Below are 25589 nucleotides of genomic sequence, written 5' to 3'. Positions count from 1 at the left end.
AACGCCAGAACGGAGTCGGCATCCACGTCAGTGGCTTCAATAGTACCCGTTGCGCTTGGCGTGCCAGATACCACGGTGCCGTCATCTTCATGACCCGCTTCTTTCACCGCTCCCGCCGTTACGCTATTACCATCAATAGTCGCAGCATCGTTGGTACCGGTAATAGTGATGGTCACCGTTTCAGTGTTTACCGCACCAAACTCATCGGTCACTTTGACCGTAAAGCTAACGTCTTTAGTTTCGCCTTCTTTGAGTGCTTGTGTCTCGGTTGTAGTGTTGTCTAGCGTAAAGGTCCATTGACCGTTCTCTTGCACGACCAATTCACCGTAGTCACTGTTGCCATTGTCCACTGAGAATTTGTGGGTTGCACCGGCATCAACATCATCCGCAGTCAAGGTACCGGTAGCCGTTGGTGTACCTGATATAACATTACCATCGTCATCATGGCCCGCTTCAGTCACAGCACCAACAAGCTTACTGCTGGCATTAAATGTTGGCTGGTCGTTAGTACCCGTAATGGTGATGGTCACCGCTTGCTCTGTCACCGCCCCTTTATCGTCGGTCACTTTCACCGTGAAAATGACGTCTTCCGATTTGCCTTCTTTCAGCCCTTGGGTAGCGTCTGAGTTGTTATCTAAAGTGAACGTCCATTGACCCGTCACTGGATCGATAGCGAAGCTACCGTAGTTGCTGCTGCCTTCGGCGCTAAACGCCAGAACGGAGTCGGCATCCACGTCAGTGGCTTCAATAGTACCCGTTGCGCTTGGCGTGCCAGATACCACGGTGCCGTCATCTTCATGACCCGCTTCTTTCACCGCTCCCGCCGTTACGCTATTACCATCAATAGTCGCAGCATCGTTGGTACCGGTAATAGTGATGGTCACCGTTTCAGTGTTTACCGCACCAAACTCATCGGTCACTTTGACCGTAAAGCTAACGTCTTTAGTTTCGCCTTCTTTGAGTGCTTGTGTCTCGGTTGTAGTGTTGTCTAGCGTAAAGGTCCATTGACCGTTCTCTTGCACGACCAATTCACCGTAGTCACTGTTGCCATTGTCCACTGAGAATTTGTGGGTTGCACCGGCATCAACATCATCCGCAGTCAAGGTACCGGTAGCCGTTGGTGTACCTGATATAACATTACCATCGTCATCATGGCCCGCTTCAGTCACAGCACCAACAAGCTTACTGCTGGCATTAAATGTTGGCTGGTCGTTAGTACCCGTAATGGTGATGGTCACCGCTTGCTCTGTCACCGCCCCTTTATCGTCGGTCACTTTCACCGTGAAAATGACGTCTTCCGATTTGCCTTCTTTCAGCCCTTGGGTAGCGTCTGAGTTGTTATCTAAAGTGAACGTCCATTGACCCGTCACTGGATCGATAGCGAAGCTACCGTAGTTGCTGCTGCCTTCGGCGCTAAACGCCAGAACGGAGTCGGCATCCACGTCAGTGGCTTCAATAGTACCCGTTGCGCTTGGCGTGCCAGATACCACGGTGCCGTCATCTTCATGGCCCGCTTCTTTCACTGCTCCCGCCGTTACGCTATTACCATCAATAGTCGCAGCATCATTAGTACCGGTAATAGTGATGGTCACCGTTTCAGTATTCACCGCACCAAACTCATCGGTCACTTTGACCGTAAAGCTAACGTCTTTAGTTTCGCCTTCTTTGAGTGCTTGTGTCTCGGTTGTAGTGTTGTCTAGCGTAAAGGTCCATTGACCGTTCTCTTGCACGACCAATTCACCGTAGTCACTGTTGCCATTGTCCACTGAGAATTTGTGGGTTGCACCGGCATCAACATCATCCGCAGTCAAGGTACCGGTAGCCGTTGGTGTACCTGATATAACATTACCATCGTCATCATGGCCTGCTTCAGTCACAGCACCAACAAGCTTACTGCTGGCATTAAATGTTGGCTGGTCGTTAGTACCCGTAATGGTGATGGTCACCGCTTGCTCAGTCACCGCCCCTTTGTCGTCGGTCACTTTCACCGTGAAAATGACGTCTTCCGATTGGCCTTCTTTCAGCCCTTGGGTAGCGTCTGAGTTGTTATCTAAAGTGAACGTCCATTGACCCGTCACCGGATCGATAGCGAAGCTACCGTAGTTGCTGCTGCCTTCGGCGCTAAACGCCAGAACGGAGTCGGCATCCACGTCAGTGGCTTCAATAGTACCCGTTGCGCTTGGCGTGCCAGATACCACGGTGCCGTCATCTTCATGGCCCGCTTCTTTCACCGCTCCCGCCGTCACGCTATTACCATCAATAGTCGCAGCATCGTTGGTACCGGTAATAGTGATGGTCACCGTTTCAGTGTTTACCGCACCAAACTCATCGGTCACTTTGACCGTAAAGCTAACGTCTTTAGTTTCGCCTTCTTTGAGTGCTTGCGTCTCAGTCGTGGTGTTGTCTAGCGTAAAGGTCCATTGACCACCTTCTTGCACCACAAGTTTGCCGTAAGGGCTGTCGCCATTGTCCACTGAGAATTTGTGGGTTGCACCGGCATCTACATCATCCGCAGCTAACGTACCCGTGGCGGTAGGTGTGCCTGCTTGAGGGTTACCCGCATCATCGTGACCCGCTTCAGTCACAGCACCAACAAGCTTACTGCTGGCATTAAACGTTGGCTGGTCGTTGGTACCCGTAATGGTGATGGTCACCGCTTGCTCTGTCACCGCCCCTTTGTCGTCGGTCACTTTCACCGTGAAAATGACGTCTTCCGATTGGCCTTCTTTCAGCCCTTGGGTAGCGTCTGAGTTGTTATCTAAAGTGAACGTCCATTGACCCGTCACCGGATCGATAGCGAAGCTACCGTAGTTGCTGCTGCCTTCGGCGCTAAACGCCAGAACGGAGTCGGCATCCACGTCAGTGGCTTCAATAGTACCCGTTGCGCTTGGCGTGCCAGATACCACGGTGCCGTCATCTTCATGGCCCGCTTCTTTCACTGCTCCCGCCGTTACGCTATTACCATCAATAGTCGCAGCATCATTAGTGCCGGTAATAGTGATGGTCACCGTTTCAGTATTCACCGCACCAAACTCATCGGTCACTTTCACCGTAAAGCTGACGTCTTTGGTTTCGCCTTCTTTGAGTGCTTGCGTCTCAGTCGTGGTGTTATCTAGCGTAAAGGTCCATTGACCGCCTTCTTGCACCACAAGTTTGCCGTAAGGGCTGTCGCCATTGTCCACTGAGAATTTGTGGGTTGCACCGGCATCGACATCATCCGCAGTCAACGTACCGGTAGCCTTTGGTGTACCTGAAATCACATTACCATCGTCATCATGACCCGCTTCAGTCACAGCGCCAACAAGCTGACTGTTGGCATTAAACGTTGGCTGATCATTCGTACCAGTAATTGTGATCGTAACAACTTCCGAGGTCACTGCGCCTTTGTCGTCAGTAACGTTGACGGTAAATTGAATCTCTTGCGTTTGACCTTCTTTAAGTGCCTGTGTTTGTGGGGAATTATTATCGAGATTAAAGACCCACAAACCACTAGGTTGTACTTGTAAGCTGCCGAAGTCGCTACTTCCATCTTCCACAGCAAAAGTTAAGTTTGAGCCTTGGTCCACATCACTCGCAACAAGCGTACCTGACACTATTGATTGACCAGCCACCTCTGTTCCATCGTCAAGATTACCAGCCTCAATAACTTGCCCAGAGAAGTTACTTGAAGTCGAAAACTCTGGCTTATCATTCGTCCCAGTAATTGTGATTACAATCGTATCGGTTACTACTGCACCTTTGTCATCGGTAACCAAAACCGTGAATTCAGATGTAGCTGTTTGACCTTCTGCTAGAGCTTGTGTAGCGGTAGAAGTGTTGTTTAGGGTATAGGTCCATTCACCAGTCTTGCTATCAATAGAGATAGAGCCGTATTGGTCAGATTGGTTAGCGACTGAATAAGCAAGAACCGAGTCGGTATCGTTATCTGTCGCAACAACTTGGCCAGTTGCAGTGTTATTTCCTGCGTCAATATCGCCGTTATCGAAGTGACCAGATTCGGTTACGCTCCCTTCCCCTGGTTCGACTATTACAGGAATATCATTGATGGGATTGATGTTGATGGCTACACCACCCGACTGGACAGAGTTTATCTCCCCACGACCATCGTCAACTGTGTAGGTAAATTGGCCAGCATCTTCACCTACGGTGTATTCCATTGGCGCATCAAATTGTAAACTTTCAAACTCAGCTTGCGTTAACTGCTGACCTAACGTAACCGGAGTGCCATCAGCGAGTGTTAGGGTACCTAATTTAGGAAGCTCTGTAACAGTGAGCGTCAGCACATCACCATTCGGATCGATGGGAAAGTCGAGGTTTAACTCACCATCTTGCGACTCTTCATCATAATTGCGTAAATCAAATACAGTAACAGGGGCAGCATTAGAGAAAATATCTAGGAGTGCATTAGTCTGGGTATCGTTAAGACTGCGAGGGTCAAGTCCTGTAGTTTCGAAAAAAGTCGCTGCTTGAACTTGCGGGTTTATCGCTTCAACGGTTGCCGCATCGGATATACTGGAGCTTAGTCCATCACCGGCCGCCGTCGCTTGATCTTCATTTTGGGTCGGGTCTTCACCGGATTCAATTTGAGCAATGATGTCTAGTGCATCTTGATCACCTTGCAGTAGACTTGAGCCAAAATCATCACTTGGAACGTCGACTTGAGCTAGCTTAATGCCCTCTAATTCATTGCTAGGCTGCTCGGCAACCTGTTCAAGCACCACGTCTCCAGGTCGGGGGGCAACCCCTTCTGGCAATACGACCAATTTTCCTTGTGAATCAAGAACTAGGGTTCCTGTGACATTCACAAGCCCCATTAATGCAGCGATACTCATGGCGAGCTCCTTTTAAAACCGACTTCACTCTGGTTAAAAGTTCAAAAAACAGTTACTTCGATACCCAAACACTACTTACTTGATATGCACTCCCGCACATTTAAGCATTATAGGTTTGTTAATCTTCATTTCTAATTTATATGCGTAATGTAAATATCAGATATTTATCGTTATATAAAATGAAATTAGAATTAAATCAGGGGTAGTCTCAAAAACGAAATACCAAAAGGTGCCTGTATAGAAAACAAGCAGTCATTTCGTTTAAAACAAGAGGATAAAGGTAATGATTTGTATGGTTTAGGTAGTGAGCGTGTCCAAAAGTTCAGGGTTAACCCCGAAGCCAGTTTTATGCTCCTCAATGACCACTTCACTGCGAGTTTGAATCACCCCCGGCAAAGTACCCAACTTGGTGGACATAAATGCCTGATAGGACTTCATATCTTTGGTGCGAACTTTGATCATTGTGTCGAAGTCACCCGACAGAGAATAACACTCTTCGATTTCAGGTATCAGTTCTACCGCTTTGGCAAACTTCTCGAAGATGGAAAAACTGGTTTGATCGAGTCGAATATGAATGAAGACTTGGACATCCAAATTCAGTTTTTCTGGATTGAGCTCCGCATGATACCCAAGAATGAAGCCTTCTTTTTCTAGTCGCTTAACCCGATCAGAACAGGGGGACGTTGTTAGATTGACCTGTTTAGCCAACTCAACAATCGGCATTCGACCTTTAAGACTGAGTATTCTTAGGATTTCTAAATCGATTTTATCTAATGCGAGCGAAGCCATTGATTTATCTCGAGCGAATGGACATTCTCTCGATTGTAAATCAATCGTTATGCATGTAAATAGACGTCAGATCACAAACTCACAACAAAACCAAAAGGTTAAGCGTAGGGAGCCTGAAAAAGTTACGCTAAGTTTGCTTGCTGACTCATGACTGGTTTTGCCGCTTCTTGGTTTTGCTTATTACAAACTCGGCAATACAGCTGACGCTCTAGTTTGTAATAACCACTACCTGTGACAAGTTGAGACATTAATTGCTGGAAGCTCTGGAGCATGGAAGTACTATCATTTGGACTGCGTCGCATCACGGCTTTGTGGGCTGTATCTTTCTTGCATGCTGCGCAGTAGTTAGTTGGCATTGTCATTGTCTCCAGCTGGTCTGATCATTTCGTGACCATATTGTGTAAAAGGTCGATAGAATTACAAAACGATCATTGCAAAAAATGTGGCGGCTATTCCAAATTCTTGGTCATTATTTTGCGAATTTTTGATCAAGATTTCGAAATTAACTTACAACCCCCTCTAAAAAACCGAAAGTGTAACAAGATGCGAGCAAATTATGTCATCTTGCTGCGAAAATCACGTATCACTACTGATAATCAACAAAGTGCGCATTTGACTGACACAAAAAAGCCTACTCTTAAGAGTAGGCTCGACGCTTTAATTTCGTTAGATAGTTACTTAGCTGGTTTGATATTGAAGAAAATAGCAAACAATACTGGCACCACGATCAAAGTCAGTACCGTCGCAAATCCAAGTCCAGCCATGATCGTCACCGCCATAGAGCCAAAGAACGCATCAAACACTAGCGGGATCATCCCCAAAATAGTTGTCAAAGCAGCCATACTCACTGGACGCACACGACTCACAGCACTATCAACAATCGCTAAATACGGATCTTTGCCACTTTCCAACTCAAGATTGATCTGATCCATCAGCACAATGCCGTTTTTCAGAATCATACCGCTCAGGCTTAACAGACCAAGTAACGCCGTAAAGCTGAATGGCATATTGGATAGTAAGAGACCAAATGCGACACCAATGATCGACAGTGGAACAGTAAGCCATATCACCAAAGGCTTTTTCAATGAGTTGAATAGCAACATGGTAATAATGAACATCAACAAATAACCCATAGGCAAGGATTTGAACATCGCTTCTTGCGCATCCTTCGATGACTCATATTCGCCACCCCATTCGATCGTGTAGCCATCAGGCAGAGGCAGTGATTCTACCTGTGGCTTAACACGAGCGAATAAACTTGCTGCGGTCTCATCTCCAAGCACATCGTGGTCTGCAAGTACGGTTAATGTGCGTTTTCTATCACGACGTTGAATAATAGGTTCTTGCCAATCCAATGTAACATTGTCAATGACTTGCTCGACCGGAACATAGGTCTGAAGCATTGGGCTCCATATGGAAATATTCTGCAAAGATGCATAGTCCACACGCTCATCTTCAATTAAGCGAGTCACGATGGGTAGCATCTGAGTTCCGTCACGGAATACGCCAATGGTATTGCCACCAAATGCCAGCTGAAGTGTGTTCGATAAGTCCTCTTTAGAGATACCCAAACGACGCGCTTTCGACTCGTTGAATTGAGGGACGAGCTCTTTGGTTCTTTCACGCCAATCATGTCGAATGTTTCGCGCCCCAGGATCAGCAATCAGTACATCTTCAACTTGTACCGCAATATCACGTAGTACCTGAGGATCTGGACCTATAATACGAGCCTCGATCTTTGAAGCAGGAGACGGACCGAACTCCATTAAACGTAGCTGGAACGTTGGTGCGGCAAATTCGCTCGCTAAGTTATCATCTAACTTATGTAATAGCTCAAACATATTGTCGCGACTAGTTGCTCGAACTTGTAGCTGAGCATAGCCTTCGTAGCTCTTCTCTGGTTGATAGGTCAACATGAAGCGTTGCAGTCCTTGGCCAACCGACGTAGAGACGAACTCAACGTTATCCTGCGCTTGAATGTATTGCTCCACTTTTTCTGTTTGCTTAAGTGTCTGACGAATATCCGTTCCTTCAGGCATCCACATATCGACAAAGAACATTGGCGTATTAGATGGTGGGAAAAATGACTGTTTCACCAAACCAAACGCCATCACCGCGGCAATGAGCATTGCTACCATGCCCGCGACGGTTAACCAACGCAGCTTTAGAGCAAGTTTTAATGACCAACGGAAGACCGTGAACAAAACACCTTTATATGGGTCAGAGTCATCTGCGCTCTCGTTTTTGTCTGATTCCTTCAGCAGTAAGTCAGCCAAGAACGGAGTCAACGTTAATGCGGTAATCCAACTTAGGAACAGTGAATAACACAGAACCCAAAATAGAGACCCCATGAATTCACCAGTTGCATCCTGAGACAAACCAATAGGCGCAAATGCTGTGATCGCAATTACGGTTGCACCGAGCAGTGGCCATTGGGTTTGCTTAGCGATACCCATTGCGGCTTGCTTCTTGGTTTGGCCTTGTTTTAGCCCCACTAAAATGCCTTCTACAATCACGATGGCATTATCCACCAGCATACCCAGAGCAATAATCAACGCGCCCAGAGAAATACGATGTAGCTCGATATTATTGATACTCATCATAATGAAAGTACCAAACACCGTTAGCAGCAAAACCGCACCAATGATGATGCCGCTACGCATTCCCATGGTAAACAGCAGCACTAAAATGACGATTCCAACCGCTTGAGCAAGGCTGACTACAAAGTCTTGAACTGACTTATCTACTTCCGCCGATTGATTGTAGAAGTAATCAAGATGAATACCCGCAGGTTTGATGCTTTCTAGTGATTTCAGCTGTACATCTAACGCCTTACCAACTTCCACTACGTTAACCCCAGACGAAAATGAAATCGCCAGGTTAATAGCCGGTTTACCGTTAAACGTAATCACATTCGACGGTTTCTCTTGAATACCTTTTGAAATATCCGCGACATCTTTAAGACGAATCAAGTTTCCGGTATCACGACCATGGATAATCAGATTTTCCAATGACTCAACGGAATCTAAGCTACCGTTTGGACGAATCGCTAAGCTTTCGCCATTAATCATAATCTCGCCAGAGGAAAGCACGCTGTTTTGCTGATTAAGCAATCCCATCACCGCATTCATATCCAGGTTCAGTGCTGACAACCTTTCTAGAGACAACTCAACAAACAACATCTCTTGCTGGTCGCCTGCAATGGCCACTTTGCCTACGCCATCGACTAACTCAAGCTCTCTGCTTAAATAATCCGCATAGCGCTTAAGCTCAACATAATCATAGCCATCACCCGTGAGCATGATCATTACGCCAAACACATCACCAAAATCGTCAATGATTTGTACCGAGCTCACACCATTTGGGAGCTGCGGTTGTAGATCATTGATTTTTCGGCGCATCTCATCCCAAATCTGTGGCAACTCATCAGGACCATAGTCCATTTTCATACTAACCATGATTTGAGAAAGACCCGAAGATGATGTCGATTTGATGTTATCGATATAAGGGAGTTTGCGGATTTCTTTCTCTAATGGATACGTCAGTTCTTCTTCGACTTCCGTGGATGTTGCCCCCGGATAGGTAGAAATAATCATTGCATCTTTAATGGTAAATGCAGGGTCTTCCAAACGACCTAGATCCATAAAAGATTGCACGCCGCCGATAGCCAAAATGACTAGAAACAACCAGCTGATGACGCGGTTCTTAATTGAATATTCCGTTAAACTCATTGTTATTTATTCCCCTTGAGAGCCACTTCTTCACCATCTCTCAGTTTTCTCAAGTTAGAGCTCACCAACACGTCGCCTTGGGTAACACCAGTATCAACAATCACGCCGAAACTGTTTACTTGGTCCACATGAACAGGTGTCTTAATAACGACTCCTTCAGCATGTTTCCATACAAAGAACTCGCCTGGCTTAGTACCAGCCTCAAGCACGGTCATCGGTAGTTGATAGCCTTGGATTGAACTTAGCCCTGCTGCCACCATGTCCACGTTCACGGCAGCACTCGTACCAGGAAGGATTTTCTCAGCTGGTTGAGGCATCTGTAGCCACAACTCATAAGCACGGCTTTGTGAATCTGGTTCGCTAGAGTGCTCCAAATACGTCATACTGTAGCTTTGATCTACACCAGAAAAATAGGCTCTTGGCTGATAGGCATTTTTCTGAGCCTGTGGAGTAATCGATGCAAGAATGTAGTCCGACAAACTGATTTTCACGTACACTTTGTCGTCTTGATAGATAGACACTACGGTCTCACCCGCTCCAACATTCTCAAAACGCTCTTTATCCACACTCGCAACCACACCTGCAAAAGGAGCCTTCAAGTTGGTATATTGAATCCGATGTTGAATGTTCTGATACTGCGCTTTCGCAAGCTGCTTGTTGGACGTTAATTCATCCAGCTCAGAGCTAGAGATCATGTCTCTTGAAAATAATTCCGCACCACGACGCAATTGCTTGGTCGCTAGCTCGTATTGTGCTTGTGCATCACGGTACTGCTGCTGAAGTTTTTGGTCATCAAGCTTTGCGACAACTTGACCTTTCTTCACCGATTGACCGGACTTCACGAGTAAGTGTGAGATTTCGCCTTGAATACGGAACGCCAGATTGGTCTGTTCTGCTGTGACCACTTGGCCACGAAATTCGCGATATTGCTGTTCAACAGGCTTTTTGACTTCAATCGTCTCCACCTGCAAAGGTGCTCGCTCACGTACTGTGATATCTGAATAGCAGCCTTGCAATGCAAGCGCAGCTAAGCCTAATGCTAATATTGACTTTTTCACTAGATACCACCCTCACGAGTCCATAATTTGACTTGCTGTCCTTCGGCTAAGTTTGCCGCACCAGCCACAACAATTTGGTCGCCTTGTTGTAAACCAGCCGTCACATCACCTTTTTCATTAAGCGAAAGCTGAATTTGATGAACTTGACGGGTCGCAGGGTCAAAGCGCCAAACCTTACCGCTGGTTTCGTTCTGGTTAATCCAAGCGGCAACAGGCAAAGAAAACGCACGTTCTGTGGTTTCACTTTGGATATGTACTTGGCCCGACATGCCTGCGAGTACATTGATATTTTCTGGCTTAGTGATTTTTACTGACGCCGCATAGCTATTGGTATCAAGATCAGGCTGCATCGCAATCTCTCTAAAGGATGCTTCAATACGTTGATTACGGTGGCTATCTAACGTGACGAAAAAGTGCTGATGTTTAAGCTCATCAAGCGTCATATTCTTCACTTCAGTGACAGGAATGGCGAACGTCACGTCTAAATCTTGGCTACTAATGAGATTCAGAATGGGTTGCTTGGCACCGACCACTTCGTATGGTTTTTGGTGAGTAACGGACACCACACCATCAAACGGAGCGATAATTTGTGTGTAGCCTAAATCCGCCTTAGCTTGCTCAAGTGACGCCTGTGCAGCCTTAAACTGTGTTTCATTGCGATCAAAGGCATCGGCACTGATAAGCTTCTTAGCAAATAACTGCTGGGCACGTTTTAGTTGCGACTGTGCGAGATCAAACTCAGCTTGACGAGCATCCAGGGCCACTTGATAGTCCGTTGGGTCAAGTGTCGCTAGAATTTCACCCGCTCTCACCGCTTCACCCATCTTCACATCTATCGAAGATATTTGTCCTGCAACCTGAAACGACAGCTGTGCTCGGTCTGTGGCATCCACTTGCGCTAAGTAACTGCTCACCGGCGAGAAATTCAACTCAGGAACTTCGACCACTTTAACCGGCTTGATCACGGGTTCATTGATTTCCGACTGTGCTTGATTACAACCGGTCAGGCCGATGGCCGCCAGTAAAGGCAAGACCATCAAACCACTAGTTTTGAATAGACGATGGGTTTTCATAATAATTATCCCAAATTATATTTTACACTTGTGCAGTTAATTACTTTACAAGTGTGCAGTATAAGTATAATTTGAAAGAGATCAATAGATATTGCACATGTGTGCAGTATAATATTTAAGACTAAATTTATCGCTTTTGGTTATATGAAGAAGTCGTGATATTAACTCAGTAAATTTACTGCTCTTGATGACAGGATTGATGCGAATCTTGTCGTCGAGCACACTATTGCAGTACTCTGTATAGGATTGATTGAATTTAGAAGGTATCGAGTGGAAAAGAAAAAAGGTCGTCGCAGCGCTACGGCAGCGGAAGAGACGAAAAACCTGATTATGACGGTCGCAGCAGAAATGTTTTGTGAGCTAGGCTATGAGCGTGTATCCATACGCAATATTAGTGAGCGCGCAGGCGTCTCTCATAGTTTGATTCGTCACCACTTCGGTAGCAAAGAACAAATTTGGTATGGCATCAGCGACCACCTTCACGCTTATATGCAAAAGTACATTCGTTATCTTCTCGATCAGCTTCCAGAAGACACTCCCGCGAATGTAAAAGTCTACCGTTTTGCTGTAGGTATGTTGGCGCACTGCATTGTCATTCCTCAACCGATCCAACTTATCGCAGACGCAATGCGTCAAGAAAATGAATTCTTCGACTACTTTATTGATAGCACCGGAGAAATTGAGAGCATCGTGTTCAAGTTGGTTGATGACTACAATGCAAATTCCCCACAAACTCCACTCATTATGCATGAGCTGAAGTGGAAACTGATGATGTTCGCCCACGGTTCTGCTTGTATGCTTCCAATGCTCAAAGAAACATGGTCACAGGAAACCACAGATCTGGATGAATGTTTGGTCAAACACTGGTCGCTGTTCGAAGCACAAGTTGCAAATGAATTGTCTATAGGTGAACAAGACCGTTTGAAGCCGACAAAGGTCGATGAGCTTGTTTATCAAGTTGAATGTGATTGGGGTGAGTGTCCAAGGTAAGAGCTTTATCTTGTCATCAAAAAGTAGCTGGAGAAGCTACTTTTTGATGACAAATAGCCGCAAGTCATGCATCTCAAATATGTTGCTAAGTCTCTCCCAATAATCAAAGTACAACATTCGACAAGCCCAATTTGATTAGGTTAGACTTTATTCATACCTACAATAGATTATCTATCCAATGACTACCACAGCCCAGCGACGCGAAGCCATTCTAGCTCATATACAAACGCACCAAAAAGGTGAAGTAAACCTCTTTGCGCAACAATATAATGTTTCAGAAGTTACTATCAGGAATGATCTCAATTATTTAGAGAAAAAGGGCTGTGTTACCCGGTGTTACGGCGGTGCACTTTTAAATAGTAGTTTCACTTTTGACCAACCATTATTCGATAAAAAGCAGCTAAATAACGAAGTAAAAGCAAAAATTGGCAATTACGCTGCTTCGTTAATACCGAATGGAAGCAAAGTGATTATCGACTCAGGCTCTACCACAGAGCAAATTGCCTATCACCTTCAAAACAAGAGCAACATAACTGTAATGACCAATGCCATCAACGTGGCCTACCATCTTGCAAGCCAAGACAATGTTGAAGTGATGGTCACTGGTGGTGTGATGAGGAAAAACTCTTATTCTCTTTATGGTTCAAGAGGTGAAGATTTGTTGACGAGCTTTCACTTTGACTTGTTGTTTATTGGCGTCGATGGCTTCGATGCTCAATCAGGTATCACCACTCCACATAAGGGCGAAGCGAGCATTAATCGAGCCATGGTAAAGGCTGCCCAAAAAGTGGTAGCGGTAACGGATTCTTCTAAGTTCGATCGTCAAAGCTTCTGCCTTATCGCTCGACCCAATCAAATCGATATGTTGATTACTGACAGTGGAATCCCACCACAATATGCATCAGAACTCATCTCTCTAGGTATAGATGTACGCATTGTTGATTAGCGTTAATTTCTGCAATAACTCGTAACCTCAGAATCACTGAATATCAATAGTGTGACATTGATCATCTATGATTTCGAAACCTATTATTTAACTCCTCAATAGTATCTCCTTTCACTTGGCATTCTATAAAACCAAGTCGCTATATAGACAAGATTGTTCATTCCACCTCTAAAACTGAAAGACAAACCTTTCACTCCACTTAAAACGAAAGATAGAAGCACCCTAAACCGAAAGAAAACCAACTGTGATCTGGCTTTCACTTTTATTAATCCCCGCCTGATTTAATAGAAACCATAAGAAATCGAAACTCTTTGAATACCATTTGAAAGTTAACGAAAGCGAGGTTTTATTCATGAATAGCGAGGAGCGCCGACTTAAAATCATGACGCACATTCGTGCTCATGGCAGCGGAAAAGTTGACGAGTTTGCTGAGCAATTTCGCGTATCAGCAGTAACGATTCGACATGACCTAAACCTCCTAGAAAAAGAGGGATGTGTTTTTAGATGCTATGGAGGCGCTAATTTAAATCCTAACTTTGCATTTGATCAACCTTTGTACCGTAAAGATCAGATCAACAGAGGGGCAAAACAGAGCATTGCGTACTCAGCTGCAAAACTTATCAATGATGGTGAAGCCATCATTCTCGATTCAGGTTCTACTATTGGACTCATGCCCCAATACCTCACTGATTTTAAACGCTTAGTCGTTTTAACTAATGCTCTAAACACCGCTTACCAACTCAGTAATAACGAAAACGTCGAGTTGCATGTGGTTGGAGGCAACCTCCGCCGCGCTTCGTGTTCACTCATCGGGAATCACGGTGAACAACTCATTCGTTCTTACTTGTTCGACAAACTGTTTTTAGGTGTTGATGGATTTGACTTGCACGCTGGTATCACTACACCTGATAGCCACGAAGCACAAATCAATAAAGCAATGTGTGACGTTGCTCGTCAAGTCATAGCAGTCACAGACTCCAGTAAATTCGGTAGAAAGAGCTTTTGCATGATTCGTGCGGCAAATCAAATCGATGTATTGGTTACAGATAGTGGTATCCCCCACGCCACACATCAAGCTCTTTTGAATATGGGCGTAAAAGTCATTCTCGCAGACCAAATCGTAAATTAGGAACAACGATGAAAACTCTATTATCACTAGTTGAACAGCACAAACAAGGGCAAAGGAACGGGATTTACTCAGTATGCTCAGCACACCCTTTGGTCATAGAAGCCGCGATAAAACAAGCTCAACTAGACGGTACACATGTACTGATTGAAGCGACATCTAATCAAGTTAATCAATTTGGTGGGTATACCGGAATGACGCCAAAGGACTTTTCTGATTTTGTCTTTACTTTGGCTGCACGACTTGGATTTCCGACAGAGCGCATAATACTCGGCGGTGATCATTTAGGTCCAAACTGCTGGCAACATTTACCAGCAATAGAGGCGATGAAAAACTCATCAACTCTTATTCATGACTACATCAAAGCGGGTTTTAGAAAAATTCATCTAGACTGTTCCATGTCTTGCTTAGACGACACAACACCTCTTGAAGAAACCATCATGGCAGAGCGAGCAGCGCAACTCTGTTTGATCGCGGAACAAACATGGCAAAAAGTTAGAGGCGAAGCACCTGTTTATGTCATTGGCACAGAAGTACCGACACCAGGAGGCGCATTAGAGTCCTTAGAAGAAGTGCAGTTGCAAGTCACATCTTCAGAACAAGCACTCGTCACATTAGACAAACACAACCTTGCTTTTGATGATATTGGATTAAGCAATGTTTGGCCCCGAGTGGTCGGTCTCGTAGTACAACCAGGTGTCGAGTTTGATCATCATAACGTCCATCATTATGACAGCTCGAAAGCACAAACCCTTAGCAAAATGGTCGAAAGCCAACCTTACTTGGTTTTTGAGGCTCACTCTACCGATTATCAAAACCCGAAAGCATACCAGGACCTAGTAAAAGACCATTTCGCTATTTTAAAGGTTGGCCCAGCTCTAACGTTTGCTATGCGCGAAGCACTCTATGGTCTCGACCGAGCGGAAACCGAGTGGCTAGGTACTCACCATGCAGCTCACCTTCGAAGCACCGTTGAACAAATTATGCATGAACAGCCTGATTACTGGCGCTCTCACTACCTCACAAAGGGACATCAGCAATTTCTTGATTGTAGCTACAGCTTGAGTGACCGCATTCGCTACTACTGGTCACATCCAGAAGTGCAAACTGCCCAGCAAGCCTTGTTTACTCATCTTGAAGCTAACCCGTTGCCTGTCACTCTACTGAGCCAGTACTTGCCCAATCAGGCAAAAGCAATTTCGCAAAACCAAATTCAGAATAATCCCGCTGACATTGTTATCCACAAGATCATGGAAGTAACTCAGGTTTATTCCAAGGCTTGTTATTCAAATGCAGCGGCTTGTAAGGAGACTATTTAATGAGCGTTTTATTAGGCTATGACGAACAATGGCTAGAGCAACACAATGGCATTCATACTGCCACTGAAATTAGTCATCAACCCAGACTATGGCGCAATCTAGCTGATAGCTTAGAAAAGCAATACAACTCTGTCAGTGCGTTTCTTTCTCCACTACTAGAGTTACCAGAACTGCGTATTATTTTAGCTGGCGCTGGCACATCGGCATTTGTTGGAGATGCTGCCATGCCTTTCCTTCTCTCCGGTTTGCGTTGCCGGGTTGAATCCATCCCAACAACGGATCTTGTATCAAACCCAGAACAATACCTTGATAAAACTCGGCCTACTTTATTGGTGTCATATGCCCGTTCAGGCAATAGCCCAGAGAGCGTCGCCGCCGTCGCTTTGGTCGATCAGATCGTCCCCAATTGTCATCACTTGTTTTTAACCTGCAACGCAAATGGCGCACTGGCACAGTATGCAAGCAACGCGAATAACGCGTACTGCATGCTAATGCCTGAAGGGTCAAATGATAACAGTTTTGCGATGACATCCAGTTTCACCTGTATGTTGATGTCGACTCTAACGTTATTCGGGCATCAAAAACAGCAAGAATGGAAGGCACAAATTGAGGCTACCGCGTCGTTATGTGAAAACAAATTGCAACAGTGGCAATCTGCTGTCAAAACCCTTGCAGAACAACCATATGAAAGATTAATTGTTCTTGGAAGTGGCGGTTTTTCAGGGCTCGCAAGAGAGGCGTCTTTAAAATCTCTCGAGTTAAGTGCAGGTAACATAATGACTTGCTTTGACTCCTCACTTGGCTTCCGTCACGGGCCGAAATTTACCATTAATGACAAAGCGGTTGTCATTCAACTCATCTCCAGCGATCCCTATACCCGTCGCTATGACTTAGATCTCTTCGACGAAATTCGCCGGGACCAGCAAGCAATGGCACATATCGCTATTAGCGAACAAGCATTAAGCGCAGACCATGTTTTCGAACTAGGACACCTCGGCTTTGGCGATGAATGGCTTTGCTTCCCTTACATCTTATTCTGCCAAATGTTGGCCTTTGAAAAATCCCTAAAACTTGGTCTTGGACCAGATAACCCGTGTCCAACTGGTGAAGTTAACCGTGTTGTGCAAGGCGTCACCATCCATGAACTAACTAATTAACTTAAAGGAATTAATTATGCCAAATATCGTACTTAGTCGAATTGACGAACGTCTTGTACATGGCCAAGTAGGCGTTCAATGGGTAGGTTTTGCAGACGCAAATATCGTCGTTGTTGTTAACGACGAAGTTGCTGAGGACAACATACAGCAGAGTCTTATGGAAATGGTTCTCGCTGACGGTATTGCGATTCGCTTTTGGACTGTGCAAAAAACGATAGACACCATCCATAAAGCCTCTGACAGACAAAAAATTCTATTGGTGTGCCGCACTCCCGCAGACTTTCGTATGTTGGTCGAAGGTGGTGTGCCTATAAGTAACATCAACGTCGGCAACATGCACTATGTCGAAGGCAAGAAACAGATTGCCAAAACTGTGTCTGTTGGAGAGGACGATGTTGCGGAATTTACAAAACTAAAAGCGTTAGGAGTCACGTGCACCATACAAGGTGTGCCGACTGAAAGCGCAACTGACCTCTTTACTCTTATCTAATTAATAAGGAAATCAATTATGGAAATAGGACTCTTACAGGCCTTGATGCTCGGCATCCTTGCCTTTTTTGCAGGCCTAGATTTGTTTAACGGTCTGACCCACTTTCACCGACCAGTAGTGTTAGGCCCACTCGTTGGCTTAATACTAGGCGACTTACAAACCGGTATTTTAGTCGGCGGTACGTTAGAGCTTATTTGGATGGGCTTGGCACCGCTTGCAGGGGCTCAGCCACCCAATGTCATTATCGGGACAATTGTAGGCACAGCCTTCGCTATTACAACAAAAGTAGAGCCTAACGTTGCGGTGGGTGTTGCCGTGCCGTTTGCGGTCGCCGTCCAGATGGGGATCACTTTATTGTTCTCCGCAATGTCTGCTGTTATGTCGAAATGTGATGAATACGCACAATCGGCAGATACCGATGGTATCGAACGCGTTAACTACATGGCGTTGGGCGTACTAGGTACATTCTATTTTCTCTGCGCTTTTTTACCAGTTTTCTTAGGTGCAGAGCACGCTGGAAAGATAGTAGAGGTTCTTCCAAAAGACTTGATCGATGGCCTTGGTGTAGCAGGTGGCATCATGCCAGCTATCGGCTTCGCAGTACTGATGAAAATCATGATGAAGAATGCCTACATCCCTTATTTCATTCTTGGTTTTGTCGCCGCAGCTTGGCTGCAACTACCTATCTTAGCTATTGCAGCGGCTGCGACAGCAATGGCAATTATCGACTTCATGCGTAAATCGGAACCCACTCCTGTAGCAACAGCAGGCTCAACTAAGGACTTTGAAGATGGAATCTAACGTAAGCAACGAACTAAACCTTAAGGTAACGGATCCAGCAGTTCAGCCCGCTCCTGGTATCTCCGATGACGAGTATGAAAATAAAGAAATTGGTATTGAGTTAACCAAAGCCGACATCAATAAGATGGCCTGGCGTTCATTATTGCTACAAGCGTCATTCAACTATGAACGTATGCAGGCATCGGGTTGGTTGTACGGCCTATTGCCAGCTCTTAAAAAAATCCACACTAATAAAGCTGACCTTTCAAAAGCGATGCAGGGCCATATGGGTTTCTTTAATACACACCCATTCTTGGTGACTTTTGTTATGGGTATTGTTTTGGCAATGGAGCGTTCAAAACAGAACATTAATAGTATTCAAAGTACCAAAATAGCCGTTGGTGCGCCGATGGGGGGAATCGGTGACGCTATGTTCTGGCTAACGTTACTACCCATATGTGGTGGTATAGGTGCAGACCTTGCTCTCCAAGGTTCAATCATGGGCGCAGTGTTCTTTATTGTTTTGTTCAATGCCGTGCATTTTGGCTTGAGATTTGGACTTGCACATTATGCCTACCGTATGGGTGTTGCTGCGATACCAGTAATCAAAGCGAATACCAAAAAAGTAGGACACGCTGCTTCCATGGTTGGTATGACGGTAATTGGAGCACTAGTTGCTACCTACGTCCGACTATCCACGACTGCAGAAATCAATGCAGGTGATGCAGTGGTCAAACTTCAGGCCGATGTGATTGACAAATTGATGCCAGCATTCCTTCCGCTTGTCTACACCTTAGCGATGTACGCCTTGGTAAAACGTGGATGGAGCCCACTAAAACTTATTGGTATCACGGTAACACTGGGTGTTGTTGGTCGCTTTATGGGATTCCTGTAAGCCGCTTATCAATCGATAAATAACATATGGGGCTAATTTTTTAGCCCCAAAAAGGAAGACATATGATTGCTGTAATTTTATCGGGTCATGGTGGGTTCGCTTCTGGTATTGCCGAAGCGATCACACAAGTTATCGGAGAACAACCTCAATTCGGTTTTATTGATTTTCCAGAAGAGTCCACGACCCCTTTGCTGGAACAGGAAATGCGCCAGAAAATTAAAGAATTGGACTCCAATGAAGGAATAGTGTTCCTTACCGATTTATTGGGTGGCACACCGTTTAGAACCGCTTCTCTAATCAGTCAGGAACGCTCAGACATTCAAGTTATTACTGGTACAAATATGCAAATGGCTGCAGAAATGCTTCTTGAGCGCGACGGATTGGCATTAGCAGAATTTCCCGACCAAGCCATTGAGTGTGGTCGTCGAGGAGTAACCTCTCTTGCGGCAGAAATGACCACGAAAAATGATAACTCGGTGATGGTTGAAGAAAATGGTATCTGAAGTTTTATATTATCGAGTACCAAAGCTCTTGCATGACCAAACGTGGCTAGATGATGCTGTCATCGGCATCAACAGTAGCGGTTTTATCGAAGAAATTCAGTCTTATGACTCTGTGAAGCACACAAAATTCACAAATTTAGGTGACAGCATTCTCTTACCGGGTCTAATCGATAGCCATGTTCATGGCGCTAAAGGCTGTGATGTCATGGATGCAAGTCATCAGAGTTTAGACAGCATGTCTCGCTACTTCGCTAGTTTAGGTGTTACTGCATTTGTTGCCACTACCGTCACCGCACCAATAGCTAAAATACGCGCGGCTTTACAACAAGTTGCTAAAAGCAAACTACTAGGACTTTCTGGCGCGGAGCTACTCGGATCGTATTTAGAAGGACCCTATTTTACTGAAAAGAACAAAGGCGCTCATCCAACAGAATGGTTTCGTGAACTATCAATTGAAGAGCTCGATAATTGGATTTCTTATAGCGATAACCAACTCGTGACTGTTGCTCTCGCTCCAGAGAAGAAAGGTGCGATTGAAGCGATTCAATACCTGCGCAAACAAGGGATAAAAGTCATGCTCGGGCATACCGATGCCAGTTACGAGCAGACTAATGCCGCTCTTGATGCGGGAGCAAATGGCATTGTCCACTGTTACAACGGCATGAGAGGTATACATCATCGAGATCCAGGTACAGTAGGCGCAGGTTTGATTCACCCTGAAAGCTATGTAGAGATGATTGCTGATGGACATCACGTTCATCCAAGTGCCATCGATATCGCCCACCGCTGTTGTGGCTCCCGAATGACTCTTATTACCGATGCCATGTGCGCAGCGGGTATGCCTGATGGTCAATATTCTCTTGGAGAATACCAAGTAAAAATGAACAAAGGCGTTGTCACTACGACATCCGGAAGCTTAGCTGGGAGCACTCTTAACTTGCTAGATGCAGTGCTTAGTGTTCAGCGATGGCTTGATATTCCTCTAGAGCAAGCCTGGCTTATGGCATCACTAACTCCCGCTAAATCGCTAGGCTTACAACAAAAATTGGGCTCATTAGAAGTAGGAAAAGCTGCTTCGATGGTCGCTATTAATTCAGATTTTTCTATTACCAAAACTTGGGTTAACGGTCGAATCGTATTTGATTCTGAAGTGTCGCCAAGTCAGGAGGTTCCATGTATTTAATTTCTTCTCGTGAAATGCTAAAACGTGCTCAACTTGGTGGCTACGCAGTGCCTGCATTCAATATCCACAACTTAGAAACTGTCCAAGTCGTTGTGGAAACTGCATCTGAAATGGGGTCTCCGGTAATCCTTGCAGGCACTCCCGGAACCTATGACTATGCTGGTACCGACTACTTAATAAGCATATGTAAAGAAGCCGCTCATAAGCACTCTATACCTTTAGTGCTTCATTTAGATCACCATGAAGACCTACAAGATATCCGACATAAAGTTGAACACGGCATCCGTTCAGTCATGATCGATGGCTCTCATTATGCCTTTGATCAAAATATCGAAATAGTCCGCTCTGTCGTCCAATACTGCAATCGATTTGATGCCAGTGTTGAGGCGGAACTAGGTCGCCTCGGAGGTCAAGAAGATGACTTAATTGTTGATAGCGCCGATGCATTGATGACAGACCCAGCCTCAGCTGCAGAATTTGTCCGCCGAACGGGGATAGACTCGCTGGCTGTAGCCATCGGAACGGCTCACGGATTATACAAAGCTGAGCCACAACTAGACTTTGACCGACTGGAGAAAATCCGTTCAATGGTTGATATCCCATTAGTTCTCCATGGTGCTTCTGGCGTTCCTGATGAGATGGTAAATCGATGTATTGATTTAGGTATTTGTAAGGTTAATGTCGCAACAGAGCTAAAGATTGCATTCTCTAACGCGGTTAAAGATCATTTCAGTGAACATCCTGACGCGAATGACCCTCGTAAGTACATCACCCCAGGTAAAGCCGCTATGAAACAAGTGGTTATCGATAAAATAAGAATGTGTCGCAGTGAAGGCCGACTGTAACCCTATCTATTCACAAACCAAAATTTAACAACACCTGCCCCCTATATTAGGTGTTCGGGCATTCCTACCGGAGTGCCCTTTTTTGTATTTGAAAGTATGCGTTAACCGCATTTTCAGATTATTTATGCTTCCATAGGTATGTTTATGAATAATGAAACCTTGCATTAGTCTTGGCGAATTAATTAACTAGCTCATTTGTCCGTTAGTATGACTTCATTATCAAATGTTCATATTAACTAAACGCAACATTAAATATATTCATACATACTTAACCTTATTTTTTCCTTATCGTATCGGCGTGTTTTGACAGAGATCAACAAACTTGATGATTCCCTGTCTGCACTTTCACGCTTTGACCAAAAGTAGTCGATGACAAAAACGATAGGAAATGGTTATGAAATGGCCGATAAAAGCGCTGGCAGTCGCGCTAAGTTGCTCACTTGGGGCGACACAATCTTTTGCAATCAATCTCGAACCCCTAGATAAAGACTTTACCCTACAAATCCTTGGTTCTGGAGGTCCCATCTCTGATGATATGCGCGCCTCATCGGGAGAATTGATTTGGTGGAAAGGCAAATCAAGAATCATGATTGACGCGGGTGGTGGTAACTACCTACGATTTGGCCAAGCAGGAGGCAAACTCGAAGACCTCGATCTTTTAGCCATCACTCACTTCCACACCGATCACGTTGCCGATCTTCCAGCCCTGCTTAAAGGCGCTTACTTTTTCGAACGTGAAGACGCACTAGATATCACCGGTCCAGAAGCTGGTTCTGCATTCCCGAGTTTAACAGGCTATATGGATGCGATGTTCAATCAGGAACACGGAGCTTACGCTTACCTTAATGGACTTTATGATGGCTCAGATGGCTTGTTCCCTATCACCCTCACCGATGTTTCTTATCAAAAAACCACACCACAAAAAATCTACGAATTAGATGGGCTTACTGTTTATGCACTCGGCATCCCTCATGGCGATGTACCCACTTTGGCATACCGAATTGAGAGTGAGGACGGCGTCATTGTTATTTCTGCAGACCAAAATGGCAGTAATCCCGCCTTCATTCCTTTTGCCAAAGGCGCTGACATTCTAGTAATGCCTATGGCCATTCACGAAGAAGCCGATGCTATCTCATCGTTTATGCATGCGAAACCTTCGACCGTGGGGGAAATTGCCGCTGAAATTAATCCTAAGCTACTGATTTTAAATCACTGGATGGGGCTAGGCCTAAAGCGTAAAGCACAGTCAGTGGAGATCGTGAAAAAGTACTACAAAGGAAAAATATTCTCTGCTCGTGATCTGTCGAGCTTCCCAATGGCGTCTTTCAAGGAGACTTCAAATGAACAATAAAATGGCTATATCAATCGCACTCAGCTCACTGGTATCAATGAACGCGGCACTCGCTGCCATCAGTGAATCTGCTGAAGCTCCTGTTACCGCTCAGCCAACAGAACAGCATGGCGGTAAATGTGCCGCAGGTAAATGTGGAACCGAAAAACGCTTTGAAAAACAAGAGCTCGATAGCGATCCACAAGATAAGTTAGTGCGCGCGCGTGACGGGAAGTGCGGCCTCTCTGGTCAAGGTATCAATGCGCCTGCTGACGCAGTGACATCAGCAAACAGTAAGGTGACAGGTGGAGTATGCGGACAATAACCAACACCAGCAAGGGATTGGGTCTGCGTATGGAGCATGTGGATATGCTGAGTGACATGCCTAAGCATCCCGATATCGACTTTCTCGAGCTCGCACCTGAAAACTGGATGAATCTTGGTGGCGCAAAACGGGAGCGTTTGGAGCAAATCGCTGACAAATACCCCTTGGTTGCTCACGGTCTTAGTCTATCCATTGGTGATTGCGTGCCGTTAAACGAAAGCTACCTGAAAGATGTCGCCCGTTTTCTTAATGAGTTTGATATCGAGATTTACAGTGACCATTTGAGTTTTTCTCGGGACAGTCAGGGCTATCTTTATGACCTGCTACCGATCCCAAGAAGCAGAGAGAATATCGACTATCTAGCCTCTCGAATCCAACGCGTGCAAGACGTGGTCGCTAGGCCTTTGGTGCTCGAAAACATCTCGTTTTATCACAATTATGACAACGACATTCCTGAAGGCGAGTTCTTTTCAGAGCTTATCGAGAAATCTGGCTGTCAGATGCTGCTGGATATCAATAATGTCTACGTCAACAGCATCAACTACGGTTTTGATGCTTATGAGATGCTGCAAAGCCTGCCGAGCGACGCGATTGGCTATTACCACATTGCAGGACATCTGCAGCAGAGCGATCAGTCATTACTCGATACTCATGGCAAACCCGTCTCTGACTCAGTAATTGAATTGGCTCATTATGTGTTTAACCTCCACGGCAACAAACCACTACTGTTAGAGAGAGACCACAACGTACCACCACTGGTCGTCCTTACTGAAGAGCTACGAGACATCCATGCAGTTGTCAAAGCTGCTGAACGACAAGTCCAGCTGTCTGAAAGTGGGGTCCTCTATGCTTAGCCCTCCAGGATTGATGCTCCAGCAAACTGAAGCACTTGCGCAGAAGATACGATTAGGTCGTATTGAAGGATGCCAATACGGTGAGTTTATTCGCGACAACGTTTTTGGTGTCGTAAACAACACCTTTCCTTTTTTCGTTGAGCGAGTCGGTCATCAAGCTTTGGTTCAGTTAGTGGAAGACTTTCTGTTGCAGCATTGTGCAATGGAACCTGAGTTTCATCACATCGCGACAGAGTTCGTGCAGTTCATTCAGCATGGTACTTGGGTCAACCAACTTGACCTTATGGTACTTGAATACGAGTGGATCGCCTTCAGCGCAGAAATTGACCAAACTCGAATCAATATCGAGTCTTGCAGTGACATTGTGTATCAGAACCCTGAGCAATACACCTTGAGCTGCAATCCCACTCTGCACTTAGTGGAATTGCCTTTTGAGGTGTCTAGTCACTCAATACAAATAACCGATAGCACTCCACCAAACTACTACGCGGTATTTCGAAACGCTCAACACCATGTTGTCTCACAAAAACTTCGGCCCATCGATGTGGCACTGATTCAGACCCTTCAACCCTCATATTGTTCGAGCTTACAGACATTCCAACAACAAACTGAAGCTCAACTCGCCGATTTCGATGTACGTCTTTGGCTACAACATTTCACCCATCTCGGGCTGTTAAACATCAACACCCTAGGAGAATAAAATGATTAAGTCAGTCTTAACTTGGTATGACAACCTTATCGACAAGTGCCGAAAAATCGACTTTTTGGTTCTACTGTCTATTCGTCTTTTCTTGGTTCCGGTTATCTATGTCGGAGCGCGCTCTAAAGTACTGGGATTCGCGGGCACGGTTGCCTGGTTTGGCGCCCCCGTAGCAGACGGTGGACTTAACCTCCCGTTTCCAGAACTTCTTGCGTTCCTCGCTGCTGCAACTGAAGTCGTCGGGTGTATCTGTATTGCCCTAGGCTTGTTTACTCGCATTATCGCGATTCCAATGATTTTTATGATGAGTGTGGCCAGTGCCATGGTGCATTGGAAACATGGCTGGGATGCGATTGCGACAGGGAGTATGGAATCAACCATTCGTCTAAACGGCTTTATCACTTGGTTGGCGGAGAACTTTCCGGGCCGCTACAACTACATTACCGAACTTGGTGACCCGGTTATGCTCAATAACGGTATGGAATTCGCTGCCACCTACTTCGTGATGTTAATGGTGCTTTTTGTCTACGGCGGTGGCCGTTATCTAAGCCTCGATTACTGGCTAAAAAAGCCCTTTCTAAACAAGCCTGCAAACGCTTAATCACCCAATAAAAACCTATCTTTCTACTATTTCTGCCCGCTACGCTCGTAGCGGGAAGGGGA

General features: G+C 45.4%; 22 protein-coding genes. 16 read left to right on the top strand and 6 right to left on the bottom strand.

Annotated features, from left to right (window positions below):
* From VME0621_RS06015 to VME0621_RS05990, 6 genes are all read right to left on the bottom strand, one after another.
* Positions 1-4832, bottom strand: a 4832-nt coding sequence (locus VME0621_RS06015) for a VCBS domain-containing protein (RefSeq protein WP_197498243.1), incomplete at its 3' end; no start/stop codon positions are given.
* Positions 4833-5129: 297 nt separating this feature from the next.
* Entirely contained in the window at positions 5130-5621 is a 492-nt protein-coding gene (locus VME0621_RS06010) for an Lrp/AsnC family transcriptional regulator (protein WP_062462902.1), read from the bottom strand.
* Positions 5622-5743: 122 nt separating this feature from the next.
* Entirely contained in the window at positions 5744-5983 is a 240-nt protein-coding gene (locus VME0621_RS06005; protein WP_231892911.1) for a hypothetical protein, read from the bottom strand.
* 312 nt (positions 5984-6295) lie between these two features.
* Positions 6296-9352, bottom strand: coding sequence for an efflux RND transporter permease subunit (locus VME0621_RS06000; protein WP_062462905.1), 3057 nt, complete (start codon positions 9350-9352; stop codon positions 6296-6298).
* Positions 9353-9354: 2 nt separating this feature from the next.
* Positions 9355-10410: an efflux RND transporter periplasmic adaptor subunit gene (locus VME0621_RS05995; RefSeq protein WP_062462908.1), complete on the bottom strand. Its 1056-nt coding sequence runs from the start codon at positions 10408-10410 to the stop codon at positions 9355-9357.
* Complete coding sequence (locus VME0621_RS05990) at positions 10410-11483, bottom strand: efflux RND transporter periplasmic adaptor subunit (RefSeq protein WP_038230869.1); 1074 nt, start codon at positions 11481-11483, stop codon at positions 10410-10412. The genes VME0621_RS05995 and VME0621_RS05990 overlap by 1 nt, the downstream gene beginning before the upstream one ends.
* Positions 11484-11753: 270 nt before the next feature.
* On the opposite strand from VME0621_RS05990, the gene VME0621_RS05985 reads away from it, so the two are divergent.
* The 16 genes from VME0621_RS05985 to VME0621_RS05910 all read left to right on the top strand — a co-directional run bounded on the left by VME0621_RS05985 (position 11754) and on the right by VME0621_RS05910 (position 25527).
* Positions 11754-12473, top strand: a complete 720-nt coding sequence (locus VME0621_RS05985) for a TetR/AcrR family transcriptional regulator (RefSeq protein WP_006070248.1) — start codon at positions 11754-11756, stop codon at positions 12471-12473.
* Positions 12474-12651: 178 nt separating this feature from the next.
* Complete coding sequence (agaR, locus tag VME0621_RS05980) at positions 12652-13419, top strand: transcriptional repressor AgaR (RefSeq protein ID WP_062462910.1); 768 nt, start codon at positions 12652-12654, stop codon at positions 13417-13419.
* A 352-nt stretch (positions 13420-13771) separates the two neighbouring features.
* Positions 13772-14548 carry a transcriptional repressor AgaR gene (agaR, locus tag VME0621_RS05975; protein ID WP_062462913.1) on the top strand — a complete coding sequence of 259 codons (777 nt, stop codon included), beginning with the start codon at positions 13772-13774 and terminating at the stop codon, positions 14546-14548.
* A gap of 8 nt (positions 14549-14556) precedes the next feature.
* Positions 14557-15864, top strand: coding sequence for a D-tagatose-bisphosphate aldolase, class II, non-catalytic subunit (locus VME0621_RS05970; protein WP_062462916.1), 1308 nt, complete (start codon positions 14557-14559; stop codon positions 15862-15864).
* The gene (locus VME0621_RS05965) at positions 15864-17021 is read left to right on the top strand and encodes an SIS domain-containing protein (protein ID WP_062462919.1); all 1158 of its coding nucleotides are present in this window, start codon (positions 15864-15866) and stop codon (positions 17019-17021) included. Before VME0621_RS05970 ends, VME0621_RS05965 begins: the two co-directional genes overlap by 1 nt.
* 16 nt (positions 17022-17037) lie before the next feature.
* Complete coding sequence (gene agaV / locus VME0621_RS05960) at positions 17038-17511, top strand: PTS N-acetylgalactosamine transporter subunit IIB (protein ID WP_031496390.1); 474 nt, start codon at positions 17038-17040, stop codon at positions 17509-17511.
* Between the two features lie 18 nt (positions 17512-17529).
* Positions 17530-18312 (top strand): PTS N-acetylgalactosamine transporter subunit IIC, encoded by a 783-nt coding sequence (gene agaW, locus VME0621_RS05955; RefSeq protein ID WP_031496388.1) that lies wholly within the window; start codon positions 17530-17532, stop codon positions 18310-18312.
* Positions 18302-19186, top strand: a complete 885-nt coding sequence (gene agaE, locus VME0621_RS05950; RefSeq protein WP_062462922.1) for a PTS N-acetylgalactosamine transporter subunit IID — start codon at positions 18302-18304, stop codon at positions 19184-19186. The genes agaW and agaE overlap by 11 nt, the downstream gene beginning before the upstream one ends.
* 62 nt (positions 19187-19248) lie before the next feature.
* Positions 19249-19689 (top strand): PTS galactosamine/N-acetylgalactosamine transporter subunit IIA, encoded by a 441-nt coding sequence (gene agaF / locus VME0621_RS05945; RefSeq protein ID WP_062462925.1) that lies wholly within the window; start codon positions 19249-19251, stop codon positions 19687-19689.
* Positions 19679-20872: an N-acetylglucosamine-6-phosphate deacetylase gene (gene nagA / locus VME0621_RS05940; protein ID WP_062462927.1), complete on the top strand. Its 1194-nt coding sequence runs from the start codon at positions 19679-19681 to the stop codon at positions 20870-20872. The genes agaF and nagA overlap by 11 nt, the downstream gene beginning before the upstream one ends.
* The gene (locus VME0621_RS05935; RefSeq protein ID WP_031493583.1) at positions 20863-21717 is read left to right on the top strand and encodes a tagatose bisphosphate family class II aldolase; all 855 of its coding nucleotides are present in this window, start codon (positions 20863-20865) and stop codon (positions 21715-21717) included. The genes nagA and VME0621_RS05935 overlap by 10 nt, the downstream gene beginning before the upstream one ends.
* Positions 21718-22111: 394 nt before the next feature.
* Positions 22112-23068 carry an MBL fold metallo-hydrolase gene (locus VME0621_RS05930; protein ID WP_062462930.1) on the top strand — a complete coding sequence of 319 codons (957 nt, stop codon included), beginning with the start codon at positions 22112-22114 and terminating at the stop codon, positions 23066-23068.
* On the top strand, positions 23058-23372 hold the full coding sequence (locus tag VME0621_RS05925; RefSeq protein WP_038227665.1) for a hypothetical protein: 315 nt from the start codon (positions 23058-23060) through the stop codon (positions 23370-23372). Before VME0621_RS05930 ends, VME0621_RS05925 begins: the two co-directional genes overlap by 11 nt.
* On the top strand, positions 23360-24226 hold the full coding sequence (locus tag VME0621_RS05920; RefSeq protein WP_062462933.1) for an MbnB/TglH/ChrH family RiPP precursor modification enzyme: 867 nt from the start codon (positions 23360-23362) through the stop codon (positions 24224-24226). The genes VME0621_RS05925 and VME0621_RS05920 overlap by 13 nt, the downstream gene beginning before the upstream one ends.
* On the top strand, positions 24219-24926 hold the full coding sequence (locus VME0621_RS05915; protein WP_062462936.1) for an HvfC/BufC family peptide modification chaperone: 708 nt from the start codon (positions 24219-24221) through the stop codon (positions 24924-24926). The genes VME0621_RS05920 and VME0621_RS05915 overlap by 8 nt, the downstream gene beginning before the upstream one ends.
* Position 24927: 1 nt before the next feature.
* Positions 24928-25527, top strand: coding sequence for an HvfX family Cu-binding RiPP maturation protein (locus VME0621_RS05910; protein ID WP_062462938.1), 600 nt, complete (start codon positions 24928-24930; stop codon positions 25525-25527).
* The last annotated feature ends 62 nt before the right edge of the window (positions 25528-25589 follow it).

This window comes from Vibrio mediterranei (genome assembly GCF_900088415.1).
GTDB lineage: Bacteria > Pseudomonadota > Gammaproteobacteria > Enterobacterales > Vibrionaceae > Vibrio > Vibrio mediterranei.
The sequence above is the reverse complement of the archived record's forward strand: the minus strand, read 5'-3'. Positions and strand labels throughout refer to the sequence as shown.